Annotated in this window: 1 protein-coding gene; it reads right to left on the bottom strand. The window is 68.8% G+C overall.

Annotated elements, in window-relative coordinates; all coding sequences use genetic code 11:
* Positions 1-508: 508 nt before the first annotated feature.
* Complete coding sequence (locus tag ABZ887_RS51140) at positions 509-823, bottom strand: hypothetical protein (protein ID WP_361306609.1); 315 nt, start codon at positions 821-823, stop codon at positions 509-511.
* Positions 824-1,272: the final 449 nt, after the last annotated feature.

The raw sequence follows: 1,272 nt of genomic DNA, 5'->3' as shown, positions 1-1,272 counted from the left end.
CATCCTGCACGGCAGGCCGGCCTCGGTCTCCGGGAAGGCGATGACGCCCCGGCCCGGCGGGTTCGACGGGCGAACGGGCCCCATGGCCAGGGGCGGTCCCCTCAGCACGCGGTCGAACCGGATAGCTGCGGTGTTCATGCTGCCCGCCATCGCACGGTCACGGAAAGGGTGGTCGGCCATCGCCCGGCCATCTCGGGGTAATCCGATGCCCACTCCCTCCGCGAAACGCCTCCGCCAGGACACCGCGGCCGGAGGAGCGGAACCGGCCGGGAACACGAGGGTTGACATGCGGATACACGCCGTCGGCTGGCTGGATGGCGTGTGTCCGGGCAGCGGTACCGTGGCTCCACGGCGCGTTCCAGCCGGTGGACGCGGGACGGCCGGCCGACCACCGCGGCAAGCTGATCACCGCGGCGGGCTGATCACCGCGAGGCGCCGAACGTCACGGCGGGTTCGGCGAGATCCGCCCGCCAGTTCCAGGACCGCCGGCGCGAAGACCGGACCGCTCTCAGTCCGTACCGGCAGCGGCGGCCACGGGCTCCTTGGTCTCGGCGCCCTCATCGCCTGCCAGCTGGGCCGGAACGGTGAGCTCGGACACGCTGAGCTCCGGCACCTCCGTCACCGCCGCAAGAGCTGATTCGATGGCGTCAGCCAGCGTCGGGGACGCGGCGTCATCGAAGTCCATCCTCGTGACGGTGACTTCGGTGTCGGTCGGAAGCACGTCGGTGCCGAATTCGGCGGCGCCGGTGCAACTCGCCTTCAGGGTGGTCATTTCGTCCTCGGTAATCTCCCGGCTGAGAACCAGCGAGAACACGTGCCCCATTGACTGTCACCTTTTTCATCTTCTGTGTATCGCGATATCGCGGAAAAGTACTTGCGCAGGAGGATGTGATGTGTCGTCAGAGAGCGGTGTGCTCATATCCGGCCGACCCGCGAGGATCACCATCTCTTCGTCGTTGCCGGGCCCGTCGCGCCCTCATGTTTGCTGGCGCCGCGCGGTCGTGTGAAGGGTGGTCGGCCATCGCTCGGCCACTGCGAGGTAACTGGCACGCGCCGCGGACCGCGGCCCCGTCGCCTCCGGGAACCGTCGTCACCGGCGGCGCCGTCGCCGCCGTCATCACGGGCACCAGTGTTTCCCACGACAGGCGCACAGTTACCCCGCGATGGCCGGACGATGGCTGACCACCCTTCCGCGACCGCACTGTGCTGGGAAGCATGGGCCGCGGCATGGAGCTGATCGAACGGTCCGAGGAGTCCGGCACGACGAGGTAT

This window comes from Streptomyces sp. NPDC047061 (genome assembly GCF_040643955.1).
Classification (GTDB): Bacteria; Actinomycetota; Actinomycetes; order Streptomycetales; family Streptomycetaceae; genus Streptomyces.
Note: the sequence above shows the minus strand (reverse complement) of the source record. Positions and strands in the feature narration are given on the sequence as shown.

Coding starts and splice junctions, on each gene's coding strand:
- ABZ887_RS51140 (WP_361306609.1), bottom strand. CDS start 823: ATGGGGCACGTGTTCTCGCTGGTTCTCAGCCGGGAGATTACCGAGGAC.